This is a genomic window from Acidovorax sp. GW101-11A03 (assembly GCF_059424825.1).
Genome location: NZ_JBWKZU010000081.1, coordinates 1 through 17,535 on the forward strand (window position 1 = coordinate 1; position 17,535 = coordinate 17,535).

At 62.7% G+C, this 17,535-nt stretch carries 15 protein-coding genes and 1 other RNA gene; 5 read left to right on the forward strand and 11 right to left on the reverse strand.

Annotation, left to right across the window (positions count from 1 at the left end; genetic code table 11):
• Positions 1-122 precede the first annotated feature (122 nt).
• The 10 genes from AC07Z7_RS22425 to gyrA all read right to left on the reverse strand — a co-directional run bounded on the left by AC07Z7_RS22425 (position 123) and on the right by gyrA (position 12,617).
• Positions 123-578 carry a ComEA family DNA-binding protein gene (locus AC07Z7_RS22425; protein ID WP_094290932.1) on the reverse strand — a complete coding sequence of 152 codons (456 nt, stop codon included), beginning with the start codon at positions 576-578 and terminating at the stop codon, positions 123-125.
• A gap of 26 nt (positions 579-604) precedes the next feature.
• On the reverse strand, positions 605-1,762 hold the full coding sequence (gene lapB, locus AC07Z7_RS22430; RefSeq protein WP_094290933.1) for a lipopolysaccharide assembly protein LapB: 1,158 nt from the start codon (positions 1,760-1,762) through the stop codon (positions 605-607).
• Entirely contained in the window at positions 1,752-2,090 is a 339-nt protein-coding gene (locus AC07Z7_RS22435; RefSeq protein ID WP_494767723.1) for a LapA family protein, read from the reverse strand. Before AC07Z7_RS22435 ends, lapB begins: the two co-directional genes overlap by 11 nt.
• A gap of 132 nt (positions 2,091-2,222) precedes the next feature.
• Positions 2,223-2,555: an integration host factor subunit beta gene (locus tag AC07Z7_RS22440; RefSeq protein ID WP_094290935.1), complete on the reverse strand. Its 333-nt coding sequence runs from the start codon at positions 2,553-2,555 to the stop codon at positions 2,223-2,225.
• 84 nt (positions 2,556-2,639) lie between these two features.
• A complete protein-coding gene (gene rpsA, locus AC07Z7_RS22445) occupies positions 2,640-4,325 on the reverse strand; it encodes a 30S ribosomal protein S1 (RefSeq protein WP_094290936.1) in 1,686 nt (561 codons plus the stop codon).
• 195 nt (positions 4,326-4,520) lie between these two features.
• Positions 4,521-6,551, reverse strand: a complete 2,031-nt coding sequence (locus tag AC07Z7_RS22450; RefSeq protein WP_494767724.1) for a bifunctional 3-phosphoshikimate 1-carboxyvinyltransferase/cytidylate kinase — start codon at positions 6,549-6,551, stop codon at positions 4,521-4,523.
• A 135-nt stretch (positions 6,552-6,686) separates the two neighbouring features.
• A complete protein-coding gene (locus AC07Z7_RS22455) occupies positions 6,687-7,559 on the reverse strand; it encodes a prephenate dehydrogenase (protein ID WP_494767725.1) in 873 nt (290 codons plus the stop codon).
• A 12-nt stretch (positions 7,560-7,571) separates the two neighbouring features.
• A complete protein-coding gene (pheA, locus tag AC07Z7_RS22460) occupies positions 7,572-8,669 on the reverse strand; it encodes a prephenate dehydratase (protein ID WP_094290939.1) in 1,098 nt (365 codons plus the stop codon).
• Positions 8,670-8,718: 49 nt separating this feature from the next.
• A complete protein-coding gene (gene serC / locus AC07Z7_RS22465) occupies positions 8,719-9,828 on the reverse strand; it encodes a 3-phosphoserine/phosphohydroxythreonine transaminase (RefSeq protein WP_494767726.1) in 1,110 nt (369 codons plus the stop codon).
• A 116-nt stretch (positions 9,829-9,944) separates the two neighbouring features.
• Positions 9,945-12,617: a DNA gyrase subunit A gene (gene gyrA / locus AC07Z7_RS22470; RefSeq protein WP_494767727.1), complete on the reverse strand. Its 2,673-nt coding sequence runs from the start codon at positions 12,615-12,617 to the stop codon at positions 9,945-9,947.
• Between the two features lie 224 nt (positions 12,618-12,841).
• Between gyrA and ompA the strand changes: the two genes are divergently transcribed.
• The 5 genes from ompA to AC07Z7_RS22495 all read left to right on the forward strand — a co-directional run bounded on the left by ompA (position 12,842) and on the right by AC07Z7_RS22495 (position 16,717).
• A complete protein-coding gene (gene ompA, locus AC07Z7_RS22475) occupies positions 12,842-13,486 on the forward strand; it encodes an outer membrane protein OmpA (RefSeq protein WP_094290942.1) in 645 nt (214 codons plus the stop codon).
• A 90-nt stretch (positions 13,487-13,576) separates the two neighbouring features.
• Positions 13,577-14,287, forward strand: coding sequence for a bifunctional 2-polyprenyl-6-hydroxyphenol methylase/3-demethylubiquinol 3-O-methyltransferase UbiG (gene ubiG / locus AC07Z7_RS22480; protein ID WP_494767728.1), 711 nt, complete (start codon positions 13,577-13,579; stop codon positions 14,285-14,287).
• A gap of 9 nt (positions 14,288-14,296) precedes the next feature.
• Entirely contained in the window at positions 14,297-14,962 is a 666-nt protein-coding gene (locus AC07Z7_RS22485; protein ID WP_494767729.1) for an HAD-IA family hydrolase, read from the forward strand.
• A gap of 12 nt (positions 14,963-14,974) precedes the next feature.
• Positions 14,975-15,361: a transfer-messenger RNA gene (gene ssrA / locus AC07Z7_RS22490) on the forward strand.
• A 657-nt stretch (positions 15,362-16,018) separates the two neighbouring features.
• The gene (locus tag AC07Z7_RS22495; RefSeq protein ID WP_494767730.1) at positions 16,019-16,717 is read left to right on the forward strand and encodes an IPTL-CTERM sorting domain-containing protein; all 699 of its coding nucleotides are present in this window, start codon (positions 16,019-16,021) and stop codon (positions 16,715-16,717) included.
• A 139-nt stretch (positions 16,718-16,856) separates the two neighbouring features.
• Here AC07Z7_RS22495 and AC07Z7_RS22500 read toward each other — a convergent pair whose 3' ends face one another.
• Positions 16,857-17,090 carry an IPTL-CTERM sorting domain-containing protein gene (locus AC07Z7_RS22500; protein WP_494767731.1) on the reverse strand — a complete coding sequence of 78 codons (234 nt, stop codon included), beginning with the start codon at positions 17,088-17,090 and terminating at the stop codon, positions 16,857-16,859.
• Between the last annotated feature and the right edge of the window lie 445 nt (positions 17,091-17,535).

Below are 17,535 nucleotides of genomic sequence, written 5' to 3' on the forward strand. Positions count from 1 at the left end.
TTTGATGGGGGACACGCCCTGGGGGCAGCCCCTAAAAACCCTGCCCAGCCCTTGGCGCTGTGCCTGTGATGGGCGCAAAAAAACAAGCCCGCTGGAGCGGGCTTGCTGCTTGTGAAGTCTGCTTAGTTTTTGCTAGCGCTGGCCGCCGGGGCCGGTGCTGCAGCCGGGGTAGCGGTTGGCGCTGCAGGCTGTGTAGCGGCGCTCTTGTCTGCGCTGCCGCGGGTCTTGCGGTCTGCGGCCGTTGTGCTAGCGGATTTGTCTTTCTCTTTTTGTTTGCTCTTGGCTTCGGCCTTGGCGGCGGCTGCTGCGCTGTACTTCTTGCCGTTGACCGTCAGGCCTTCCTTGGAGAAGTTCACGGCGCTTTTGTTGCCCACGCCACCCACGCGGCCGATGAAGTCGGCCCAGTCCTTGAAGGGCGCGCTCTTGCGCTCCTCCAAGATGCGGCCCGACAGGCCGGGCCCGATGCCCTTGATGCCGTCGAGTTCGGCTTCGGTGGCGGTGTTCACGTCCACAGCGGCGAAGGCTGTGGTGGTGGCCAGCAGCAGGGTGGCGATCAGGGTCAGCAGTGTCTTCAGCATGGTGGGTGTCCTTGGCATGGGTGGGGTCAGAGTTCTTCGACGCGGCGGGCGGGGTAGCTGTCCCAGGTCTGGCAGCCGGGGCATTGCCAGAAATGCTGGCGGGCCTCGAAGCCGCAGGCCGCGCAGCGGTAGCGTGTGAGGGGTTTCACGGCATGCTCCAGCGCGCGCTGGATCTGGGGGTGGAACTCCTCGTGCTCCAGCTTCTCGGTGGCCAGCCACTTGGCGGCGGCCACCAGCGAGCGCTCCTTGTCCAAGTGCTCCACATAGCGCTGCCGGGCGGAGCCACTGGTGGCGGCGTCGGCGGCTTCCATGGCCACGATGCTCTCCAGCACGTCGAGCGAGGGTGCCTGTTCGTAGTGGGCCTGCAGCAGGCCGTGGACCTCGGCGGTGCGCCCGCTGGCCGTGGCGGCTTCGACCATCAGCGGGGCCGCGAGTGGCAGGGCGGCGGGATTGCGCTCACCCAGCGTCTTGAGCGTGGCCAGCACCGCAGTCGGTTGACCCATGAGGCGCTGCAGCCGCGCCAGTTCGATGCGTGCACGCGCCGCCTCGGGCGCGGCGGCCACAGCCTGTTCCAGCAGCGCCTGGGCGGCGGGCAGGTCGCCCTGCGCAATCAGGGCCAGTGCCTGTTCGCACAGGTAATGCGCCTGCCGGGTGCTGAAATCGCCCTGGTCGGCATCGTGCATCTTGCGGGCGATGGTGGCGGCGTGCGGCCAGTCGCGCGAGCGCTCGTAGATGGCCAGCAGGGCCAGGCGGGCCTGGGCTTCGAAGGGTGTGCCTTCCAGGCGGTGCAGGGCGTCTTCGGCGCGGTCGAGCAGGCCCGCCTTGAGGAAGTCGAGCGCCAGCGCATGTTGGGCGCGCTCGCGGTCGGTGCGGGAGAGGTCACCGCGCGAGAGCAGGTGCTCGTGCACACGCACGGCGCGGTCGTATTCGCCCCGGCGGCGGAACAGGTTGCCCAGTGCAAAGTGCAGCTCGGAGGTGTCGGGGTCGTTCTGCACGGCCTCGATGAAGGCGTCGATGGCCTGGTCCTGCTGCTCGTTGAGCAGGAAGTTCAGGCCCTTGAAGTAGGCCTTGGGTGCACGGCGGTTTTCGGCGCGCAGCTGGCGCAGGTCAAAACGCGATGCCAGCCAGCCCAGCACAAAGGCCACGGGCAGGCCCAGCAGAATCCAGCTCAGGTCAAATTCCATGGATCGAGGGCAGGTCGGGAGGTGGCGGGGGCGCGGCTGGTGTGCTGTTGTTGGCGGTTGTCGCAGCGGGCACCGGGGCTGGCGCGGCGACTGCGGCGGCAGCCTGGGCGCGGCGGGCGGCCGTGCGGTGGCGCCACCAGCGGGGCACCATGCCCAGCACCCCCACGGCGAGCCCAGCCGAGAAGGCCGTCAGCACCACCAGCACCAGCGGCGCGCGCCATTGGGTGCCAAAGAAAAAGTGCACGGTCGCGTCCTGCTGGTTGTTCAGCGCGAAGGCGAAGAGCGTAAAAAAAATGGCTGCCTTGAGCAGCCACAGGAGGTATTTCATCGGTCTCCCCAGTGGTGGGGCGATTCTAAGAGCTTGGCGCAGTGGGCCTGCGCATGCCTGCACTCAGGCCAATACAAGCCAAAATGGTAGCGAGCGCTCGTGAATCATGCGCTTGCTGCTATTAATTTGGTATCAGTTGCCCAGGGTGCCTGTTGCAGGCGGGGCCTTTTCTTCCATTTCTGCCGTGCGCTTGTCCACGGCTTCGCGCAGGGCCTTGCCGGGTTTGAAGTGCGGCACGCGCTTTTCGGGAATGGCCACGGCTTCGCCGCTGCGTGGGTTGCGGCCCATGCGGGGCGGGCGGTGGTTGACCGAGAAACTGCCAAAACCCCGGATCTCGATGCGGTGCCCACGCACCAGGGCATCGCCCACGGCGTCCAGAATGGTCTTGACGGCGTATTCGGCATCGCGGTGGGTGAGCTGGCCGAAACGTGCGGCCAGTTCTTCAACGAGGTCTGAGCGGGTCATGGAGTCTTGGGACATAGGCTTCTCAAAGAAGAGCGGGCGCACGAGGCGCCCGCCGTCTGACCTTTCAAGGGGTCAGCGCTTTACTTACTTTTCCGAGTTGTCCAGCTTGGCACGCAGCAGGGCGCCCAGGCTGGTCGTGCCGGCGCTTTCGCGGGCCGACTGTTGCGACAACGAAGACATGGCTTCTTGCTGGTCGGCCATGTCCTTGGCCTTGATCGACAGCTGGATGTTGCGGGTCTTACGATCCACGTTCACCACCACGGCCGTGACTTCGTCGCCTTCCTTCAGCACGTTGCGGGCATCTTCCACGCGGTCGCGGGAGATTTCCGAAGCGCGCAGGTAGCCCACGATGTCTTCGCCGAGGTCGATTTCAGCGCCACGTGCGTCCACGGTCTTGACCTTGCCGGTCACCGTCTGGCCCTTGTCGTTCACTGTCACGAAGGTCGTGAATGGGTCGCCGTCGAGCTGCTTGATGCCCAGCGAGATGCGTTCGCGGTCCACGTCCACGGCCAGCACGATGGCTTCCACTTCCTGGCCCTTCTTGTAGTTGCGAACAGCGGCTTCGCCGGGTTCGTTCCACGACAGGTCAGACAGGTGCACCAGGCCGTCAATACCGGCAGCCAGGCCCACGAACACGCCGAAGTCGGTGATCGACTTGATCGGACCCTTCACGCGGTCGCCGCGCTTCGTGTCCTGTGCGAATTCTTGCCATGGGTTGGCCTTGCACTGCTTCATGCCCAGGCTGATGCGGCGCTTGTCTTCGTCGATTTCGAGGACCATGACTTCGACTTCGTCGCCCAGCGAAACCAGCTTGGCGGGAGCGATGTTCTTGTTGGTCCAGTCCATTTCAGACACGTGCACCAGGCCTTCGATGCCGGGTTCGAGTTCCACGAATGCGCCGTAGTCGGCAATGTTCGTGATCTTGCCGAACAGGCGGGTGCCTTGGGGGTAGCGGCGGTTCACGCCCATCCATGGGTCGTCGCCCATTTGCTTCAAACCCAGCGAGACACGGTTCTTTTCGGTGTCAAACTTCAGGATCTTGGCAGTGATTTCCTGGCCAGCGGTCACCACTTCGGAGGGGTGACGCACGCGGCGCCATGCCATGTCGGTGATGTGCAGCAGGCCGTCGATGCCGCCCAGGTCCACGAACGCACCGTATTCGGTGATGTTCTTGACCACGCCCTGAACGATGGAGCCTTCTTTCAGGGTTTCCATCAGCTTGGCACGCTCTTCGCCCATGGAGGCTTCCACCACAGCGCGGCGGCTCAGCACCACGTTGTTGCGCTTGCGGTCCAGCTTGATGACCTTGAATTCCATGGTCTTGTTTTCGTACGGCGTCAGATCCTTGATCGGACGGGTATCGATCAGCGAACCGGGCAGGAATGCGCGGATGCCGTTGACCAGGACAGTCAGGCCGCCCTTGACCTTGCCGGAGGTGGTGCCGGTGACGAATTCGCCGGATTCCAGGGCCTTTTCCAGGCTCATCCACGAAGCCAGACGCTTGGCGGTGTCGCGCGACAGGATGGTGTCGCCGTAGCCGTTTTCGATGGAGCCAATGGCCACCGACACGAAGTCACCCACTTGGACTTCGACTTCGCCCTTGTCGTTCTTGAACTCTTCCAGCGGCACGTAGGCTTCGGACTTGAGGCCAGCGTTCACGACCACGAAGTTGTGCTCAACGCGCACGACTTCAGCGGTGATGACTTCGCCTGGGCGCATTTCCGTGCGCTGCAGAGATTCTTCAAAAAGGGCGGCAAAAGATTCGGACATGTGTTTCCTTGCCACAAACAGGATTCCGGTAGCACCATTGCTACCGTTTTTATAGCTGCTTGCGGTGGTTTTTTGCGGCAGAGCCGCGGGTTAGGTTATCGATCCACACAACCTGTGCGCTGGCGCGCGAGAGGGGCTGTGTGGGCCTGTGGCAAGGCCTTTCGGCACTGCCCGGAGCCCGAGGGCTCCACGTGGTCAGCCCTGCGCAGAAGCTGCAAAGGGCTGGCGCTCGTGCCACCAAGCCAACACCTGTTCGACGGCTTCATCAATCGTCAAATCGGAGTTGTCCAGGACCAGAGCGTCCTGCGCGGGCTTGAGGGGTGCGACGCTGCGGGAGCTGTCCCGGGCGTCGCGCGCTTCCAGATCCGCGCGAAGGTCTTCGATACTAGCCGAAAAACCCTTAGAAATCAACTGCTTATAACGGCGTTCTGCGCGGCAGGCAGCGCTAGCCGTGAGATACACCTTCAAGGGGGCCTCGGGGAAGATCACCGTGCCCATGTCGCGGCCATCGGCCACCAGCCCCGGCAGGCGCTGGAAGCTGTGCTGCAGGTCCACCAGCGCCGTGCGCACGGCGGGCAGGGCGGACACGCGGGATGCGTTCATGCCGGCTTCTTCGGTGCGGATGGCTTCGGTCACGTCGTCGCTGCCCAGCCATACCTTGCCGCTCTCAAACCGCACCGGCAGCGTCTGCGCCAGGGTGGCGATACGGGCTTCGTGGTCGGCGTCGATGGCCAGGCCCGCACGCAGCGCGGCCAGGGCGGTGATGCGGTACATCGCCCCCGAGTCGAGAAAGCGGTAGCCCAGCCGCTGCGCCACCGCAGCCGCCACCGTGCCCTTGCCCGAGGCAGTGGGGCCGTCGATGCAGATCACCGGGATATGGGCGGTCCCGACCTGGGCGACCGAGAACAGCGCCTCGAAGTAGTCCGGGAAGGTCTTGGCCACACACTTGGGGTCTTCGATGCGCACCGGCAGACGCGCCGGGTTGAAGGCGGCCAGCGAGAAACACATGGCCACGCGGTGGTCGTCATAGGTGTGGATGCTGGCGGCTTTCCAGTCCGCCACCTGGGCTGGAGGCGTCACGCGGATGTAGTCGGCGCCTTCGTCCACCGTGGCGCCGAGCTTGCGCAGCTCGGTGGCCATGGCGGCGATGCGGTCGGTTTCCTTCACGCGCCAGCTGGCAATGTTGGTCAGCGTGGTGGTGCCTTCGGCATACAGCGCCATCACGGCCAGTGTCATGGCTGCGTCGGGGATGTGGTTGCAGTCCAGCTCAATGGCCTTCAGTGGCCAGGCGCCGCGTTCGATCTGCAGCCAGTTGGGGCCGCCGGTGACCACAGCGCCCATGGCGCGTGCCGCCTCAACAAAACGGATGTCGCCCTGGATCGAATCCAGCCCCACGCCCTGAATCTTGATGCTTTTTTGGCCTTCGCCGCCCGTCGCTATTGCCCCAAGTGCTATGAAATAACTAGCAGATGATGCGTCGGCCTCCACATGGATGCTGCCGGGCGACTGGTAGCGGCTGCCCGCAGGGATGGTGAAACGCTGCCAGTTCTGGTGCTCGACCACGATGCCAAAACGCGCCAGCAGCTGGAGCGTGATGGCGATGTAGGGCTTGGAGATCAGCTCGCCCACCACCTCGATCACGATGGCCTGTGTGCCCGCCGCCAGCGGCAGCGCCATGAGCAGCGCGGTGAGGAACTGGCTCGATACATCGCCGCGCACGCGGATGGGCTCTGCCAGCGCCAGCGAAGGCACGCCCTGGCCATGGGCGATCCTGAGCGGCGGGTAGCCGTCGTTGCCCAGGTAGTCGATCTGGCAGCCCAGCTGGCGCAGGGCATCAATCAGGTCGCCAATCGGGCGCTCGTGCATGCGTGGCACGCCCGACAGCTCGAACTCACCACCCAGCAGCGCCAGCGCCGCAGTGAGTGGGCGCATGGCGGTCCCGGCATTGCCCAGGAACAGCTTGGCGGGGGATTGGGGCAGACGGCCACCCAGGCCCGTGATGCGCACTGTGCTGCCCGCTTCATCCACAGTGCACCCGATTTGGCGCAGCCCATCCAGCATCACACGCGTGTCGTCGGACGCCAGCAGGTCGTGCACGGTGGTGGTGCCATTGCTCAGCGCGGCCAGCAGCAGCAGGCGGTTGGAGATGCTCTTGGAGCCCGGCAGGTGGACTTCACCCGCAGCGGCTTGCAAAGGGGGCAGATCGAGGAATGCGGTGCTGTACATCAGTGTCTTTCGTCCATTGGTGCCAGCGCCCGTAGCAACTGGCGCAGACCCATCTCAGTGCACCCGTGGAACTGGCTTCGCCAGGCCACCGGGTGCGTCCCCCTTGGGGGAAGGCGCCGCAGGCGACTCAGGGGGTTATTTTCTCTTTGCACCCATGCGCCAGTGCGCGCGGGTTTCGCTGGCCAGGGTCAGCATGTCTTCCAGCGCCTGGGCGTTGCCCTTTTCCATGGCCTGCTCGATGTTGCGCAAGGCCTGCTGGAACAGCTTGGACTGGGCCAGGAGTTCTTCGCGGTTCGCCAGCAGGATGTCGCGCCACACCTTGGGGTCGCTGGCTGCGATGCGGGTGAAGTCCCGAAACCCCGGGCCCGCCAGGGACAGAAAATCATCGCCGTGCGCTTGCCCGGTGATGCTGTTCATCATCGCAAAGGCCAGCACATGGGGCAGGTGGCTGACCGCGGCAAAGGCCGCGTCGTGCGATTCGGGCGACATGCTGGTCACCCGGCAGCCCAGGGCGTTCCAGATCTTCTCTGCGTTATGCAGATGGACCGTGAGGGTGCGCTCGGTGGGGGTCAGGATCACCTGTCGCCCGCTGTAGAGGTCGGCCTCGGCATGTTCCACGCCCGACACCTCGCGCCCGGTGATGGGGTGTGCAGGCACAAACGAGCCGACCTGGTCGCGCAGGGAGCGCTGCGCCGCATGCACTACGTCGGCCTTGGTAGAACCCACATCCATGATGAGCATCTGGGGGGTGACCAGGTGCTTGATGGCTTTCAGCGTGGCTTCGGTGGCGGCCACGGGCACGGCCACCAGCACGATGTCGGCACCAGCCACGGCGAGCAGGGCTGAGGGTGCCTCGACATCGATCACGCCCAGCTGGCGCGCGCGGTCGGTGGTCGAGGGCGACTTGCTGTAGCCCACCACCCGCTTGACCAGGCCCGCCTTCTTCATTGCCAGGGCGAACGAGCCGCCCATGAGCCCGCAACCGATGAGTCCTAATTGTTCGAACATCTTGGCGGCTCCTCAGGACGACACAGGGTACGTGCCCAGGACCTTGTAGAACGCGCACAGGCTGCGCAGTTCTTCCAGCGCGCGGGCCACATGCGGCTGCGCGGGGTGGCCGTCGAGGTCGATGTAGAAGTAGTACTCCCACTGGCCGGTTCGTGCGGGGCGGGATTCGAAACGCGTCATGGACACGCCATGCGCCTTGAGTGGCACCAGCAGGTCGTGCACTGCGCCCGGCTGGTTGGGCACCGAGACCACGAGGCTGGTGCAGTCCTTGCCCGAGGGTGGCGGCGTCTGCAGCGTGTGGGGCAGGCAGATGATGGCAAAACGCGTGCGGTTGTACGCGTCGTCCTGGATGGCGTGCGAGACGATGTGCAGGCCGAACTGGGTGGCTGCACGCTCGCTCGACAAGGCTGCCCAGGCAGGGTTGGTGGTGGCCAGGCGTGCGCCCTCGGCATTGCTCGACACCGGGCGGCGCTCGGCGTGTGGCAGGTGCTTGGACAGCCAGGCCTGGCATTGGGCCAGTGCCTGCGGGTGGGCCAGCACGGCCTCGATGCCGTCGAGCGAATTGGTGGTGCGCAGCAGGTTGTGGCGCACCAGCAGGCTCACTTCGCCCACCACATGGGTGGGGGTGTGCAGGAACAGGTCGAGCGAGCGCGTGACCACACCTTCGGTGGAGTTCTCGACGCCCACTACGCCGTACTGGGCACTGCCTGCCGCCGTGGCGTGGAACACCTCGTCGAAGTTGGCGCAGTACATCAGGTCGGCTGCGCCGCCGAAGAACTCGATGGCCGCCTGTTCGCAGAACGTGCCTTCGGGGCCCAGCACGGCCACGCGCTGGGGCGATTCGAGCGCCAGGCAGGCCGACATGATCTCGCGCCAGATGGCCGCCACATGCGGGCCCTTGAGCGGGCCGGGGTTGGCGTGGGTGATCTTGTCGATGACCTGGGCCACGCGGTCGGGGCGAAAGAAAGGCGTGCCTTCACGCTTCTTGACTTCACCCACCTGTTCGGCCACCAGCGCGCGCTGGTTCAGCAGCGTGAGCAGTTGCTGGTCGATGGAGTCGATCTGCACGCGCAGGCTGGCGAGGTCGGGTGAGGCTTGCGGAGTATTCATGGGTGGGGTCTGTGTGCGCGGGCGCGTGAACGGGACGGCAGGTGTTCGTTCAGGCGTGCTTTTGCTCAAATTCTCGCATGTAGTCCACCAGCGCTTGTACGCCCTCGATCGGCATGGCGTTGTAGACACTGGCGCGCATACCCCCCACGGACTTGTGGCCCTTGAGTTGCAGCAGACCACGCTCCTTGGCTCCGGCCAGGAACGCATCGTTGCGGCTTTCGTCGCGCAGGAAGAACGGGATGTTCATGCGCGAGCGGCAGTTGGCCGCCACCTTGTTCACATACAGCTGCGAGCTGTCGATGGCGTTGTAGAGCAAGGCGGCCTTGGCGATGTTGCGCTGCTCCATTGCGGCCACGCCAGTCAGGCTGCCTTCGGTCTGGCGCTTGAGCCACTGGAAGGTGAGGCCCGCGATGTAGATGCCCCAGGTGGGGGGCGTGTTGTACATGGACTGGTTGTCGGCCACGGTTTTGTAGTCAAAGGCGCTGGGGCAGGCGGGCAGGGCGTGGCCCAGCAGGTCTTCGCGCACCACCACCAGCGTGAGGCCGGCGGGGCCCAGGTTCTTTTGCGCGCCGCCAAAGGCCAGGCCCACGCGGCTCCAGTCCACAGGGCGCGACGCCACATGGGACGAAAAATCAATGACCAGCGGCGCATCGCTGCCCAGCGCCTTCAGGTCGGGCAGCTGGTGGAATTCGATGCCGTTGATGGTTTCGTTGCTGCAGATGTGCAGGTAGCTTGCGCCCCGGCTCACGGTCCATGAGGCGGGGTCGGGCAGGGTGGTGAAGCCGGTGTCTTCGGCCGACGCCACGATGTTCACTTCGGACGCGTACTTGCGCGCTTCCTTTTGCGACTTCTGGCTCCAGCTGCCTGTGACCACAAAGTCCACCGCACCAGCCCGCGAGAGGTTCAGCGGCACGATGGCGTTTTCGGCCAGGCCACCGCCTTGCATGAACAGGATCTTGTAGTTGGCGGGCACGGCCAGCAGTTCGCGCAGGTCGGCTTCGGCCTGCTCGTAGATGGACAGGAACTCCTTGCCCCGGTGGCTCATTTCCATCACACCCATGCCGCTGCCGTGCCAGTCGAGCATTTCGGCGGCAGCTTGCTCCAGCACTTCGGCGGGGATGGCGGCCGGGCCGGCCGAGAAGTTGTAGGGGCGGGTCATGGTTCAACAGTCAAAAATGCTGCTTGCGCCTGCTGGATAAGCGCTAGCAGCTGTACTTTTAATAGCATTTGGGTGCTGCGTCTGGCGCAGCACCCGGCGAAGGCGAAACGAGCGGGTCAGGCGTCGGATGCGGGGGCTGCGCCGGAGTCGGCAGAGCCACCACCGTCCGCATTGCCATCGCTATCGGAGTCAGCATCGGCCACGTTGGCATCGTTTTCCACGATGCGCTGCAGACCGCTGAGCTTGGAGCCTTCGTCCAGCGCGATCAGTGTGACGCCCTGCGTGGCACGGCCCAGCTCGCGGATCTCGGACACGCGGGTGCGCACCAGCACACCCTTGTCGGTGATCAGCATGATTTCATCGTCCGCATGCACCAGCGTGGCGGCCACGACCTTGCCGTTGCGCTCGCTTTGCTGGATGGCGATCATGCCCTTGGTGCCCCGGCCGTGGCGGGTGTATTCGACGATGCTGGTGCGTTTGCCGTAGCCGTTTTCGGTGGCGGTGAGCACGCTTTGGGTTTCGTCTTCGGCCACTAGCATGGCGATGACGCTCTGGCTGTCTTCCAGCATCATGCCGCGCACACCACGCGCCTGGCGGCCCAGGGGGCGCACATCATTTTCGTCAAAGCGCACGGCCTTGCCACCATCACTGAACAGCATCACGTCGTGCTTGCCATCGGTGAGGGCTGCGCCGATCAGGTAGTCGCCATCGTCCAAGTTCACGGCAATGATGCCGCCCTTGCGCGGGTTGCTGAATTCGTCCAGCGCCGTCTTCTTCACGGTGCCCATGCTGGTGGCCATGAACACGTAGCGGTCTGCAGGGAAGCTGCGCATGTCGCCTGTGAGCGGCAGCACCACGTTGATCTTCTCGCCGTCCTGCAGCGGGAACATGTTGACGATGGGGCGGCCGCGCGAGCCGCGCGAGCCGGCAGGCACTTCCCAGACCTTGAGCCAGTACAGACGGCCCCGGTTGGAGAAGCACAGAATGTAGTCGTGTGTGTTGGCAATGAAGAGCTGGTCGATCCAGTCGTCTTCCTTGGTCGCTGTAGCCTGCTTGCCGCGTCCGCCGCGCTTTTGGGCGCGGTATTCGGACAGGGGCTGGCTCTTGATGTAGCCCGTGTGGGACAACGTCACCACCATGTCGGTGGGGGTGATCAGGTCTTCGGTGGAGAGGTCCTGGGCGCTGTACTCCACCACGCTGCGGCGTGCGCCCAGCTTGTGCTGGCCGAACTCGGCCTTGATGGAGGTGAGTTCCTCGCCAATGATGGTCGAGACGCGCTCGGGCTTGGCCAGGATGTCCAGCAGGTCTTCGATGACCGCCATGACTTCCTTGTACTCGGCCACGATCTTGTCCTGCTCCAGGCCCGTGAGGCGCTGCAGGCGCATCTGCAGGATTTCCTGGGCCTGGGTTTCGGACAGGCGGTACAGGCCGTCCTGGCCCATGCCGAATTCCTTCTCCAGGCCCTCGGGGCGGTAATCGTCAGCGTTGATCACGCCGCCATCGGCACGTGTGCGGGTCAGCATCTCGCGCACCAGCTTGCTGTCCCACGAGCGGGCCATCAGCTCGGACTTGGCCACGGGTGGTGTGGGCGCGTTGCGGATGATGGCGATGAAGTCGTCAATGTTGGCCAGGGCCACGGCCAGGCCTTCCAGCACGTGGCCGCGATCGCGCGCCTTGCGCAGCTCGAACACCGTGCGGCGCGTCACCACTTCGCGGCGGTGCTGCAGGAAGACGACGATCAGGTCCTTGAGGTTGCACAGGCGCGGCTGGCCATCGACCAGCGCCACCATGTTCATGCCGAACGTGTCCTGCAGCTGCGTCTGCTTGTACAGGTTGTTGAGTACCACCTCGGGCACCTCGCCGCGCTTGAGCTCGATTACCAGGCGCATACCGGATTTGTCCGATTCGTCCTGGATGTGGCTGATGCCTTCGATCTTCTTCTCGTGCACCAGTTCGGCCATGCGTTCCTGCAGCGTCTTCTTGTTGACCTGGTAGGGCAGCTCGTCCACGATGATCGCCTGGCGCTGGCCGCGGTCGATGTCCTCGAAGTGGCAGCGTGCGCGCATCACGACCTTGCCACGGCCGGTGCGGTAGCCGTCCTTCACACCATTGATGCCGTAGATGATGCCGGCGGTGGGGAAGTCGGGCGCAGGGATGATCTCCATCAGCTCGTCGATGGTGGTCTCGGGATTGCGCAGCATGTGCAGGCAGGCATCCACCACCTCATTGAGGTTGTGGGGCGGAATATTGGTGGCCATGCCCACCGCAATACCTGCCGAGCCATTGACCAGCAGATTGGGCAGCTTGCTGGGCAATACCAGCGGCTCTTTTTCGCTGCCGTCGTAGTTGGGGCCGAAATCGACGGTTTCCTTGTCGATATCGCCCAGCATTTCGTGCGCGATTTTGGCCAGGCGGATTTCGGTGTAACGCATGGCGGCGGCGTTGTCGCCGTCCACCGAGCCGAAATTGCCCTGACCGTCCACCAGCATGTGGCGCAGCGAGAAATCCTGGGCCATCCGCACGATGGTGTCATACACAGCCGAATCACCGTGCGGGTGGTATTTACCGATCACGTCGCCAACGATACGGGCCGACTTTTTATAGGGCCGGTTCCAGTCGTTGTTGAGCTCGTGCATGGCAAACAAAACGCGCCGGTGCACAGGCTTCAAGCCATCGCGCGCGTCGGGCAGTGCCCGGCCGACGATCACGCTCATCGCGTAATCGAGATAACTGCGCCGCATTTCCTCTTCGAGGCTGATCGGCAGGGTTTCTTTGGCAAACTGGGTCATTGGGGGCTGCGGTGGCGGCAAAGGAGGGTCATTTTAGGGCTAAGACCGTGTAGCGACCGCGCAACATATCGAAGCAATTCCGGTTTTGTCCTACGGACCGTGGCGCGTCACCACCGCTTTTGCCCTGTTACGTATGGCACAATCGTTTGAACGCTTTGGGTGGTGGTCATCCCTAGCGTCCTGATTCGCAGCGCGGCTGCGGCTTTTTCCCCAAGAGGAGAACCATGAAGAAACTGAACAAAGTGGCGATGTTGTTTGCCTCTGCAGCGCTCGCAACCGCCGCTGGCGCACAAACCGTTGACAACTGGCGCAATGCCAGCGGTGATCTGGTCTGGAAGAACGGTACGAACGAATACTGCTGGCGCGATGCCAACTGGACGCCTGCTACGGCTGCCGCTGGTTGCGACGGTGCTATCGCTGCACCCGCACCTGCCGCCGCTCCTGCTCCAGCCGCTGCACCCGCACCTGCCGCCGCTCCTGCTCCAGCAGCCGCTCCCGCTCCTGCCGTGGCCACCAAGGTGACCTACGCTGCTGACGCATTCTTCGACTTCGACAAGTCGGTGCTGAAGCCAGAAGGCAAGGCCAAGCTGGACGACTTGGTCTCCAAGGTCAAGGGCATCAATCTGGAAGTGATCATCGCCGTGGGTCACACCGACTCCGTGGGCTCTGACGCTTACAACCAGAAGCTGTCGGTGCGTCGTTCCGAAGCCGTGAAGGCTTACTTGGTGTCCAAGGGCATCGAAAAGAACCGCGTTTACACCGAAGGCAAGGGCGAAAAGCAGCCAGTGGCTGACAACAAGACCGCCGAAGGCCGCGCCAAGAACCGCCGCGTGGAAATCGAAGTGGTCGGTACCCGCGCTTCCAAGTAATCTTTTGATTGCTTCATAAAAAAGCCCCGGCAACGGGGCTTTTTTGCGTTTGGAGTCTTATATGCATCTGGTTCAGAGACAATTGCCCGCATGAGTGACACTGTCAATGCAGATCCGGCCGAGCTGGCCAAATTTTCAGAATTGGCCCACCGTTGGTGGGATCCGGACAGCGAATTTCGTCCGCTGCACCAGATCAATCCGCTGCGGCTTGATTGGATCAACGGCTTCAGTCCATTGAATGGCAAGCGCGTGCTGGATGTCGGTTGTGGGGGCGGTATTCTGGCCGACTCGATGGCGCGCAAAGGTGCGGACGTGCTGGGTATTGATCTGGCATCTAAAGCGTTGCGTGTGGCGCAACTGCATGCGCTGGAGGCTAGTACCCCGAATATCCGCTACCGGGAGATCAGTGTGGAAGCGCTGGCCCAGGAGCAGCCGGCGGGTTTTGATGTGGTGACCTGCATGGAAATGCTGGAGCATGTTCCAGACCCCGCATCCGTGGTCCGCGCATGCTCCCAGTTGGTCAAACCCGGGGGCTGGGTGTTTTTCTCCACCATCAATCGCAATGCCAAGGCCTTTATGCTGGCCATTGTGGGGGCGGAATATGTGCTGAACATGCTGCCTCGGGGCACCCATGAATATGCCAAGATGATTCGCCCCAGCGAACTGGCCGCCAGTTGCCGCAGTGCCCAACTGGATGTTCTACATACCAAAGGGCTGGAGTACAACCCACTGACAAAGCGCTACTGGCTGAGTGAGGACACCAGCGTGAATTACCTGTTCGCCACCCGGCGTGCGGGCTGAGGGGCGCCCATGTTCCATGACGTTCGTGCTGTTCTGTTTGACCTGGATGGAACGCTGATCGACAGTGCGCCCGACCTGGGGGCTGCTGCCGACAAGATGCGCACCGATCGCGGATTGCCCTCCTTGCCCCTGGAGCGCTATCGGCCCATGGCGGGAGCCGGTGCACGTGGCATGCTGGGCGAGGCCTTTGGCATGACCCCGGACCATCCCGATTTCCCCGCCTGGCGTGAAGAGTTCTTTGTGAACTATGAATCGCGCATGACCGAGCGCACCACGATATTCGAGGGCGTGCCCGAACTGGTCCAGCAACTCCTGCGGCGCAACCTGCTGTGGGGGGTGGTGACCAACAAGGCGGCACGATTTACAGAACCGCTGACCCGGGCGATCCCGCTTTTCGAGACCGCTGGAGCGGTGGTCAGTGGCGACACGACCCCCCACGCAAAGCCGCACCCGGCGCCCTTGCTGGAGGCGGCGTCCCGCCTGAAGCTCGCCCCCACGCAGTGCATCTATGTAGGCGACGATGAGCGCGACATTCTCGCGGGCCTGGCGGCAGGCATGGGTACGGTGGCTGCCACCTATGGATACCTGGGTGCCAAGGCCGATCCCGGTGAGTGGGGTGCCCATGCTGCAATTAAATCTCCCGCCGAGCTATTGCAATTGCTTGTGCACGCCTAAAATAGAGGGCTTGGGGCTGTCCTGGTTTCGACGTGGGTTCGGAATCGGTGTGGTGCATGTCGAGCTTGAGTCACGCTCGTAAATCTCGATTTAACAAACTAACTGCAAACGACGAACGTTTCGCACTCGCTGCTTAATTGCCAGTGAGCCTTGCAACAGTTGGCCGATGGGCTGGGCAAGGGGGTTCTGAGCAATCAGCGCCTCCCGGCTGCAAGGATAATTACATGGGCTGGCTCCGATCCGGGTACCTTGGGTTGGGGCGAGAAAATAGGGTGCTGGCGGCTTGTGTAGCGTGCGACTGCGCGACACAGGTGGCGAGATTCAAAACAGACCGCTAAACATGTAGATCTGCCCGGTGAAGGCTTACGGACGCGGGTTCAATTCCCGCCAGCTCCACCATAACGTGAAATCCCAACCCTTATCCGGTTGGGATTTTTTTTGCCCGTTCCCCCTGTGTTGGCGCGGTTCCGTGCCTCGGCCTCTTGAGCAGGCCCCTCCGGAAGTCGCCGTTCCCGGCGGACTTTTCGCCCTTTTTCTCTCTCTGTTCTCTGCTGCCCTCTTGAGCGTTCAAGGCCCGAAGTCGTGTGTTGGTGCGGGTTTGCGGGCCATCGGTTTGCTTCTTCGCTTGCTCTGGCGGGCGCGACCGAGACAGCGAAAAGCACAAAAAACCGCCTTGCGGCGGCGTGTCGCTGCGGCACGGATGTCAGCGCGAGCCTGCCACCAGCGCCTCGCGTTGTGCCAGCCAGGACGAGATGGAAATGGTGGGTTACGGTTGCATGGAAATCAACAATATAGAGCGGTGACATATAATACTGTATAAATATACAGTATTTTGATGATTGGGTGTAGAGTAGCGCCCATGTGCAATCGGGATGTGTTGCCAGACGAAGCTGCCATTGAGCGAGAGTGGTCGGTGGGCAGCCGTAGCCCCATTCGGTGGTGAGATGAAGTGCTGTTTCCGAGAGGGAGGATTGGCGCGTTCATTCGGCGCGCGCGGGACGATGCCGGGTACAGCCGGGAGCTGGTGTCCGGGCATGAAAAAGCCACCCTGATGCGGTGGGCCACAGCCAGTGTGTACAAAACTTTGGTTTTGGCCTGATCAAACGAATCCTCTACACTCGAAATGATATTCATTCTTATGAAAGTGTGGAGATGAACTTGCGAAGTGTCGGTGTGGGCTTGGGTTTCTTGGTGGCGGCGAGCGTCGCTCAAGCGGCCTACACAATCAACATCAACCAGAGCGGTGCGAACGTCGTGATGACCGGCTCTGGTTCAGTCGATACAAGTTCCATGACTGCACTGACAACCATTGGGTTGTGCGCTATTGGCGACGGCTTGATCAGCAGTAGCGCTTTGTGTATCGGCACTGAGACCACGGCCGATCAGTTTGACAATGTGCTTACGCCGAGCTTGTCAGGTTTGAGCACCTCGACGGTCGCTGGTGCAAGTTCGTCAGGCCCAGGCGTCTACATCGTAGGAGCCGATCTTTACTTGCCTGAGAACTATGTCTCTGCGTCGCCGATTTCGAATTCAACGACGTTCACTGGCACCACCCTGGCCGCACTGGGTCTGACGGTGGGAACGCGCTCTCTGTTCGTGCCGTCTGGCGACGAGATCATCATCAATATCGGGCTAGCGCCGGTTGCGCCCCCGACCCCAGCCAGCATCCCCACTCTCAGTGACTACGGGTTGTTGGGGATGACATCCATCATGGCAATGCTGGGTATCGCGGCTGTCAGGCTGAAGCGGAGCTGATTTGCCAGAGCGCCCTACAGCATTTTCCGCATCCGTGCTGCTTGTGTCGTCTGTAGTGCTGATAGGCCGACGGGGATGTTGGGGCGAATTTCCGTGACGCACCCACGAATGGAAAAGCCACCCTGAGATGGCTTAACTGTCAGCCCTTGCTCCGTCTTATCTGCCGCGTAGCAAGTAACCCAAGAACCAGAGATATCGCGACCAGAGACCACTCGGATAGGGTCGGAATACCTGTCGGGAGGGGTGGAGTTGCGCCAACAAAAAGGGTAAAGGAATCAGCCGTTGCGCCAGCACCCCAGGTCCATGTGTAAGTGCCGGGTGTCGCCAAGAGCGTCGCGAGGGTAGTACCGGTCCATGTGGAAGTGGACGTCATATGTGTACCAGACACATAGCCAATCGGCACAGCGATTCTTGATTGAAGACCGATTACTCCCAAGAAGGGTCCAGTAGATGATGTAGCTGCGACGGCGCCTAGGCGAGTGCCATACGAGGTTGGCCCCGTTACTCCACTAAAAACGTCGAACGACCCTCCAGGGGTTCCTCCAAAGTAGAGGAGCCCATTTCCGCTCCAAGAAAGTGGACTGGTAGTGGCCTGGATAGCAAAGGTAAGGGCCGCCGTGTTGACGCTTCCTTGGCCCTGAGCAATCACGTCATTTCCGCTCTGATACAAGTAAACAGTGTAGGCAGCGTGCGCTTGTGAGCTGCAAAAAAGCAGGAGTGCAGTTAGCCATCGTATTACGGGGGCCTGTCCGAGTTTCCGTGTGTGAGGCTCACTGAGCCTTCACCGATTTGGCGAAGGTGAATGAGTATCTTACGTG